The sequence below is a fragment of the Streptomyces sp. NPDC018947 genome, assembly GCF_044390505.1.
In the GTDB taxonomy this organism is placed as follows: Bacteria; Actinomycetota; Actinomycetes; order Streptomycetales; family Streptomycetaceae; genus Streptomyces.
In genome coordinates this window covers 239683-248086 of the sequence record NZ_JBIRZD010000013.1, presented here as the reverse complement: position 1 = coordinate 248086, position 8404 = coordinate 239683, and the positions used below count along the sequence as shown (strand labels likewise).

The 8404-nt window shown below is 72.0% G+C and carries 4 protein-coding genes and 2 tRNA genes; 1 reads left to right on the top strand and 5 read right to left on the bottom strand.

The features are described 5' to 3' along the window. Positions 1–18: 18 nt before the first annotated feature. Together ACH499_RS24805 and ACH499_RS24800 are read right to left on the bottom strand one after the other, a co-directional pair. Positions 19–92 (bottom strand) — tRNA-Met (locus tag ACH499_RS24805). A gap of 52 nt (positions 93–144) precedes the next feature. Further along, entirely contained in the window at positions 145–1278 is a 1134-nt protein-coding gene (locus ACH499_RS24800; protein WP_399018394.1) for a dihydrofolate reductase family protein, read from the bottom strand. 502 nt (positions 1279–1780) lie between these two features. On the opposite strand from ACH499_RS24800, the gene ACH499_RS24795 reads away from it, so the two are divergent. Further along, the gene (locus ACH499_RS24795) at positions 1781–4051 is read left to right on the top strand and encodes a peptidoglycan recognition protein (protein ID WP_399018404.1); all 2271 of its coding nucleotides are present in this window, start codon (positions 1781–1783) and stop codon (positions 4049–4051) included. Positions 4052–4167: 116 nt separating this feature from the next. On the opposite strand, the gene ACH499_RS24790 is transcribed toward ACH499_RS24795, so the two are convergent. The 3 genes from ACH499_RS24790 to ACH499_RS24780 all read right to left on the bottom strand — a co-directional run bounded on the left by ACH499_RS24790 (position 4168) and on the right by ACH499_RS24780 (position 8190). Next, positions 4168–4240, bottom strand: a tRNA-Lys gene (locus ACH499_RS24790). Positions 4241–4344: 104 nt separating this feature from the next. Beyond that, complete coding sequence (locus ACH499_RS24785; RefSeq protein WP_399018392.1) at positions 4345–5880, bottom strand: amino acid permease; 1536 nt, start codon at positions 5878–5880, stop codon at positions 4345–4347. Positions 5881–6012: 132 nt separating this feature from the next. After that, a complete protein-coding gene (locus ACH499_RS24780) occupies positions 6013–8190 on the bottom strand; it encodes a DEAD/DEAH box helicase (protein ID WP_399018390.1) in 2178 nt (725 codons plus the stop codon). Positions 8191–8404 lie beyond the last annotated feature (214 nt).

Sequence of the window (8404 nt, the reverse complement as noted above, 5' to 3'; positions counted from 1 at the left end):
CCGGCCCTCGGCCTTCAGTAGCGGGGACAGGATTTGAACCTGCGACCTCTGGGTTATGAGCCCAGCGAGCTACCGAGCTGCTCCACCCCGCGTCGTTGTGTCTTCAGTGTACGGCATGTCCGGGGCGGAACGCACACGCGTATCTCAGCGGCCGTCCAGGTGACGGTTGGGTGCCTTCGCCCGCTCCTCGTATTCCGGCAGGAGGACCACGTCGGCACCCCCGGCGGCGAGCACCCCGCTGCCGTCGGCGCCGGGCACGAAGGTGTCCGGCTCGCGCCAGGCCGTGACCACGCGGCGCACCCCGGCGTCGAGGATCAGCCGGGCGCAGGGCGCGGGCCGGGAGGCGCGGCGGGCGCACGGTTCCAGGCTGCTGTAGACCGTGGCGCCGGCGAGCCGCGGATCGGCGGGGCCGGTCTTGGCGAGGGCGGCCTCCTCGGCGTGCACGACCGGGTCGCCGCCCTCCCGTGAGTACCCGCGCGCCAGCTCGGTCCCGTCGTCGGCGACCACGACCGCCCCCACGCTGAACGCCGTACCGGACGGCGGGCACAGTTCGGCCAGCTCGCAGGCGAGCGCCAGCCAGTGCCGGTCGGCGGCGGACACCTGCCGGCCGGTGCCCGGGGCCGTCGGCAGATACCGCAGGAGGACGACGTCCTCGATCCGCCGCGTCTCCACCAGCCGCAGCCGTCCGCGCTGGTAGTCGCCGGGTCCGAACAGCCGGGGCGCGTCCGGGTCGCCGACGAGCAGCGGGGCGAGCACGAGCTGCAGCTCGTCGGCGAGGCCCTGCTGGAGCAACTGGGTGTGCACCAGCCCACCGCCCTCCACCATGAGCCGCCGTACGCCCAGTTCCTCGCGCAGGTGCTCCAGCGCGGTGCGCCAGCGCAGTTCGGGACCGAGCGGCACGATGTCGGCGGCGATCCCGAGGGCCCGCGCGCGCCGGGCGCCCGCGTCGGTGGTCAGGAGCACCTTGCCGCCCCCGGTGTGCCAGAACCGCGCCGCCGGATCCAGCTCCCCGCTCCCGCTGACCGCGACCTTCAGCGGATACCCGGCTCGCCCCGCCGCCTCCCGCCGCGCCCGCCGCTCGGCCGAGTTCACCAGAAGCCGCGGGTTGTCGGCGCGAATCGTCCCGGCGCCCACCAGCACCGCGTCCACGGACGCCCGCACCTCGTCGACCCGCTCGAAGTCGGCCGGCGAGGACAGCATCAGCCGCTCGGGCCCGGCGTCGTCGAGATACCCGTCGAGCGAGACGGCGGCGGAGAGCAGAACGTACGGGAGGGGCATGGACTACTCCGGGTGGGCGTGCGGACGGTGCGTGCGACGGCAACGCTACGAGCCCGCGGGACGGGCCGCCGAAAGCGCGCCCGGCGAACGGCGTTGGGCGGAGGTGCCCCGGCCGCACGGTCGAGCGGCGGGGGCCGCGCGTACGGCGGAGGCCACCGTGGTTGCGGTACCGAGAGGAACACAACGGCGTCCGGACCCAACGGAATTGCGTCCTGAGCACATCGGTGAACGCGCTGCACCCGCCGGCCTCGCTCCGGGCCTCCGTCAACTGTGCGGCCCGGCAACGGTGGTGGCGGGACGGGCCCGGGTCCGACCTTCGAAACCGTGATCTCCGTCACTGCATCCGGTTTTTCTGTAATGCCGGGTGGCCGGGATGCGCTGTAGGTGTGGGCCTCCTGTGACCGGTGTGCCCCATGTGACTTTCCTTCGGGCCTTTGCCGCCCTTCTGCGAGGTGGATTCGTCGTGAGTCGTCGTACGTCGCATGCGTACAGACCCCTGAGTCTGAAACGACGGGCGTGGCTGACGCTCGGTGCCGTGGTCCTGGGCGGTGGCGGCGTGGTGACGTATGCCGTCGCCAGCCCCTCCGACGACCCCGGCCCGAGTGGCCGGGCCAAGCGTCCGGTGAAGGTCTACGACCTCGCCCTGAAGGGCGCCACCGGCGGCAAGCGGGAGCTGCCGCGCACCGGCACCAAGCAGTTCTCGCTGGTGGGCGTGTCCTGGACGGGCGCCGTCAAGCGGCTCGAGGGCAAGGCGCAGGTGCGCACCCGCGACCTGGAGAGCGGCTCCTGGAGCGCCTGGCGGGACCTGGAGTTGGACATCGCCCCGCCGGAGGACCCGGAGGCCGGGATGCGGGGCGCGTCCGAGCCCCTGTGGGTCGGGCCCTCCGACGGTGTCGAGGTGCAGGTCCTCCACGAGGACGGCACCACGGGCGTGCTGCCCAAGGGGCTGGAGGTCAACCTGGTCGACCCGGGCGTGGTGACCGACGCCGAGACGAGGGCCACCGAGCCGGCGGCGTTCGTCGCCGAGGAGAGCAGCCCGGCGGCGACGCCCTCCGATACGACCGCACCCACCGACGGTGCGACCGCACCCACGGACGGCACGACCTCGACGCCCACGGACGGCCAGACCACCACGTCACCGGCGCCCACGGACACCACCGCGACGCCCACCGGCTCGGCGTCCCCCTCGGCCACGACGAGCACGTCCCCGAGCCCGACGGCCACGACGCCCACGACGCCCACCGCGCCGCCGTCCACCGCGCCCAAGCCGCCGGTGACCTCGCGCGCCGGCTGGGGCGCCGACGAGTCGCTCAGTCCCGACCCGTCCGAGTACAACGCCGCTGTGAAGGCCGTCTTCGTCCACCACACCGACGGGGCCAACACCTACTCGTGCGCCGACTCCGCGTCGATCGTGCGGGGCGTCTACGCGTACCACACGCAGGTCAACGGCTGGAACGACATCGGGTACAACTTCCTCGTCGACAAGTGCGGCACCGTCTTCGAGGGCCGCAAGGGCGGCACGGACCTGCCGGTGCTGGGTGCTCACACCTACGGCTGGAACCGTGAGTCCGCGGGCATCGCGGTGCTCGGCGAGTACGGCACCACCAGTGCCTCCAACGCCGCGCTGGCCTCCATCGCCCGCGTCGCCGCCTGGAAGCTCGGCCAGTACGGCGGCGACCCGGCCGGCACGGTCCAGCTGACCTCCGGGGCGACCCAGAAGAACTACTTCGGCACCAGCTACACGTCGGGATCCACCTACACGTTCCACCGGATCTCCGGCCACCGCGACGGGTACAACACCCAGTGCCCCGGCAACTCCCTCTACTCCCAGCTTCCGACCGTCCGCGCCTGGGCGGCCGGACCGGTGCAGGGGCTGAAGGTGGCCTCGGTCGGCGGGGCGGGCCTGTCGGGCTCGACGTACTACACCAAGGGCGCCATCAGCGTGAAGTGGGCGGCCACCACGCCGTCCTCGCTCATCAAGAACTTCCAGCTCGTGGTCGACGGCAAGACCGTCGCCACCACCTCCGGCACGGCCACCTCCGCGAACACGACCCTGGCCCTGGGCAGCCACACCGTGGCGGTGCGGGCGGTCCACCAGTCCGGGAAGACCGTGACCACCGCGGCGCTGAACGTCGTCGCCGAGACGACCGCGCCGACCTTCACCACCACCCCGAAGCTCTCCCTGCGCACCGGCACGGTCAACACCACCGCCGTCCCGGTCACCCTCGGCTGGAAGGCGACCGACAACAAGGCGCTGCGTGAGGTGAAGCTGACGTCCCCGGCGGCGGCCACCTTCGGGCCGACCACGACCGCCTCCAACCGCACCGCCAAGTCCGGTACGGCCACCACCTGGTCGATGCAGGCGTTCGACTACGCCGGCAACTACCGCACCGCCTCCGCCGCCTACACGTCGGTGATCCTCCAGGAGAGCTCGGCGGTGAAGTACGGGAGCTGGACCACCCGGTCCTCCACCAGCTACCTGGGCGGCAAGTCGTACTCCAGCGGCTCCAAGGGCGCCAGCCTCACCTGGACCTTCACCGGCCGCTCCGCCTCCTGGGTGGTCTCCCGGGCCTCCAGCTCGGGCCAGGTCTACGTCTACGTCGACGGCGTCAAGGTCAGCACGGTGGACCTGAAGTCCTCCACCACCCTCTACCGGCAGGCCATCTGGACGAAGACCTGGTCCAGCAGCGCCAAGCACACCGTCAAGATCGTCGTGGTGGGCACCAGCGGCCGCCCCACCATCACGACCGACGGGCTCGTCTACATCAAGTAACGGCGCCGGTACCGCCCGTACAGGGCTCCGGAAGAAGACAGCGTCCGAGTCGGCCGAAGCCGGCTCGGACGCTGTTCTGCAGGTGAGGGGGTTGCGTCCCCCGCACCCGCGGACGGTAGGCCCTGTGGGACTCGAACCCACAACCAATGGATTAAAAGTCCACTGCTCTGCCAATTGAGCTAAGGGCCCGGGGCGTGTTGCGTGATGGTGCCACACCGAGCATAGCCCGACGCGGCCGGGACGCCGATCGGGTATCGGGGACTCGGCCGCGTCGCGGCGCGGCGGGGGCGTGGCTACGGGTCCACCGGCTCGGGGGCGTTCGCGTGGGCCGCCGCGAGGGCCCGGGTGCGTTCGTGGGCCGGGTCGAGGAACCAGTGCCGCGCCGAGACCAGCCACCAGGTCGCGGCGAAGCCGAGGACGACCAGGACGGCGACGGGCGCGTAGTTGAAGGTCTCCCAGGTGACCGGGGCGACCTGGGGCAGCATGAACAGGACCGTGATGACGCCGACCCACGTCACCGCGACCACGCCCACCGCCCGCGACCAGCGGCCCAGGTGCCACGGCCCGCGTTCGAAGGCGTCCCCCTTGCGCAGGCGCAGGAAGGTCGGGACGACGTAGGCGATGTAGAGGCCGATGACGGCGATCGAGGTCACCGCCGCGTACGCCGTCACGTTGATCAGGTACGGCAGGCCGAGCACCAGGGCGCCCAGCGCGGCCAGCCACACGGCGGCGACCGGCGTGCGGGTGCGCGGGCTGACCGAGTGCCAGACGTGGGAGTAGGGCAGCGCCCCGTCGCGCGAGAAGGCGTAGATCATCCGGCTGTTGGCCGTCACCGACGCCATCCCGCAGAACAACTGCGCCCCGATGACGACGAGCAGCAGCAGCTTGCCCGCGGTCGCGCCGAGGGCGTCGAGCAGGATCTGGGCGGGCGGCGCGCCGGTCGGGGAGGCGAGGGCGCCCTCGTAGGACTGGATGGCGAAGGTGAAGCCGAGCAGGAGGACGAAGCCGGCGATCCAGGACGTCCAGATGGAGCGGACGATGCCCTTGGGCCCGGCGGTGGAGGCGTCGCGGGTCTCCTCGGTCATGTGGGCGGAGGCGTCGTAGCCGGTGAAGGTGTACTGGGCCATCAGCAGGCCGATCAGGACGACGTAGACGCCGCTGCCCCAGCCCGTGTTGTTGACGAACGCGCCGAAGACGAAGGACGCCGACCGGTGGTGGTCGGGGACGAAGGCCAGCGCGCCGACGATGACCGCGACGCCGAGGACGTGCCACCAGACGCTGACGCTGTTGAGCAGGCCGACGATGCGCACGCCGAAGGTGTTCAGCAGGCCGTGCAGGACCAGGATCGCCGCGAAGAGGAGGATCGTGCGGCCGGGGGTGACCTCGAAGCCGAACTGGAGGTTCAGGTACGCGCCCAGGAAGGACGCGGCGCCGAAGTCGATGCCGGCGGTCACCGCGACCTGGCCGAGCACGTTGAACCAGCCGGTGAACCATGCCCAGGCCGCCGCCGTCCGGGGCGGTGCGAGGCGGTGCGCCCAGAAGTACAGGCCCGCCGACGTCGGGTACGCCGAGCAGATCTCGGCCATCGCCAGGCCGACGAAGAGGGTCATCAGACCGACGCCGACCCAGCCCCAGGTGATGACGGCGGGGCCGCCCGTGTTCATGCCGAACAGATACAGCGTCAGGCAGCCCGAGAGGACCGAGATGATGGTGAAGGAGACCGCGTAGTTGGAGAACGCCGACATGCGGCGGGCCAGGACCTGGGTGTAGCCGAGCTGGGCCAGCCGTTCCTCGTCCGACAGCCCACTCGCCTTGGCGTCATCTGTCATGCCCCCAGCAATTCCCATGCGGGGAACGTGACATGCGTCACTCCGCGACCGAAACGAGAACGCCGTGGCCCCCACCCGGTCGGGTGGGGGCCACGGCGTTCAGTGCCGGCGGACCGGCGTCAGCTCACGGCGTCAGCCGTTGCGCTTCCAGCGCGGCTTGTCGTCGCGGCGGCCGAAGGAGGAACCCCGGTGGTCGTCACGGCGGCCGTACGGGCGGTCGTGGCCGCCGCTGCGGAAGCCGGGGCGGTCGCCCTGGCGGTCCCGGTTGAACGGACGGTCGCTGCCGCGGTGCCCGCCGCGCTCGTCCCGGCGGAAGCCGCCACGGTCACCGCGGTCGTCACGACGGTCGTCGCGGCGGTCGAAGGAACGGCCACCGCGGTCGCCGCGGTCGTTCCGGTCGTCCCGGCGGAAACCGCCACGGTCGCCCCGGTCGTCACGACGGTCGAACGAACGGCCACCGCGGTCGTCACGGCGGTCGAAGGAACGGCCGCCACGGTCACCGCGGTCGTTCCGGTCGTCCCGGCGGAAACCACCGCGGTCGTCACGGCGGTCGAAGGAACGCCCACCGCGGTCACCGCGGTCGTTCCGGTCGTCCCGGCGGAAACCGCCACGGTCGTCACGACGGTCGAAACCGCGGTCACGGTCGCGGTTGAAGCCGCCCCGGTCGCCCCGGTCGCCCCGGTCGTCACGGCGGTCGAAGGAACGGCCGCCGCGGTCACGGTCGTAGGAGCGCTCGCGGTCCGCGAAACGGTCCCGGCCGCTCCCGGACCGCTCGGTCCGCTCGCCCCGCTCCGTGCTGTCCGCCTCCCGCGGCGCCGGCAGCGACACCTCGGCCTCGGCGGCAGCGGCGGCCACCTCGACCAGCGCCGCCTCCGGGTCCTCGCCCCGCTCCCGCGCGACCCGCGCGACCAGCCGGTCCGCCTCCTCGCGCAGCTCGGTCGCGCGCCGCTGGGCACGCTCCAGCTCCTTGGTGAGCTGGGCGACCTCACGCTCGGCCTGCTGCGCCGCGTTGCCCGCGGACTCGGCCTGGACCTCGGTCATCGACCGGGCACCGGTGATCTCGGCGACCTCCGGGTCGAAGGCCGCGCCGCCCTGGATGATGTGGCGCGTGGCGTCGACGCCCGCGTCCTCCATCAGCCGGAAGATCTGGCGCCGCTGGTGCGGCAGGGACAGCGAGACGACCGTGCCGGTACGCCCGGCGCGCGCCGTACGGCCGGCGCGGTGCAGGTAGTCCTTGTGGTCGCCCGCCGGGTCGACGTTCAGCACCAGGTCGATGCCGTCGACGTGGATGCCGCGGGCGGCGACGTCGGTGGCGACCAGGACGTTGACGTAACCGTCCTTGAAGTCGGCCAGCGTGCGCGTACGCGCGCCCTGGGTCATGCCGCCGTGCAGCGCGTCGGCCTTCACCCCGGCCTCGCGGAGCTGGTCGGCGACGCGGTCGGCGCCGAGCTGGGTGCGGACGAAGATGATGGTGCGGCCCTTGCGGGAGGCGATGGCCGCGGTGACCGGCGCCTTGTCCTTCGGCTTCACGACCAGGATGTGGTGCGACATGGTCGTCACCGCGCCCTGGGCCGCGTCGACCTCGTGGCTGACCGGGTCCTTCAGGTACCGGTCGACGAGCGTCTTGATCTCGTTCTCCATGGTCGCGGAGAACAGCATCCGCTGACCGCCCGCCGGAACCTGGTCGAGCAGCTCGGTGACCTCGGGCAGGAAGCCCAGGTCGGACATCTGGTCGGCCTCGTCGAGAACGGCGATCTCCACGTTCTCCAGGGAGCAGGCGCCGCGGTTGATGATGTCGCGCAGGCGGCCCGGGGTGGCGACCAGGATGTCGACGCCCTTCTCCAGGGCGTAGATCTGGTTGCCCATGGACGTGCCGCCGCAGACGACCTTCATGCGCAGGCCGACCACGTCGCCGTAGGGCTGGAGCGCGTCCGCGACCTGCATGGCCAGCTCACGGGTCGGCGTCAGGATGACGGCGCGCGGCTTGTGCTTCTCGGTGCGGCCGCCGGCCAGCGTGGCCAGGGTCGGCAGACCGAAGGAGAGGGTCTTGCCGGAGCCGGTGCGGCCCCGGCCGAGGATGTCCTTGCCCGCCAGCGCGTCCGGGATGGTCGCGGCCTGGATCGGGAAGGGGGTGGTCACGCCGTTCTGCGCGAGCTTGCGCACGAGGCCCTCGGGCAGACCGAGGTCGGCGAAGGTGGTCTCGGGGGCGCCGGCGGCCTCGGAGGTCTCGACGACCTCGGGGGCCTGGCCCTCGGAGACGCCCTCGGCGTTCTCGGGCACGACGACGTGATCAGTACTGATGATGGACATGCGAATGCGAAACCTTCCGGAGTCTCGTCGGCACGCGCCCGTCAACTCCGTGAATCGCGATTCGCAATACGACCGCCTCGATGCGGTCCGCCACGGCAAGGGAGAGTACGCGCCACACGGCGCGCTCTGCGATGGCGCCGGGCAAATGGGGTCAAACGATCGACCACCATACGCACCTACCGCCCCCGAAGGCAAACCGGATAGCACATGCCCA

Coding starts and splice junctions, on each gene's coding strand:
- ACH499_RS24800 (WP_399018394.1), bottom strand. CDS start 1,278: ATGCCCCTCCCGTACGTTCTGCTCTCCGCCGCCGTCTCGCTCGACGGG.
- ACH499_RS24785 (WP_399018392.1), bottom strand. CDS start 5,880: ATGACAGATGACGCCAAGGCGAGTGGGCTGTCGGACGAGGAACGGCTG.
- ACH499_RS24780 (WP_399018390.1), bottom strand. CDS start 8,190: ATGTCCATCATCAGTACTGATCACGTCGTCGTGCCCGAGAACGCCGAG.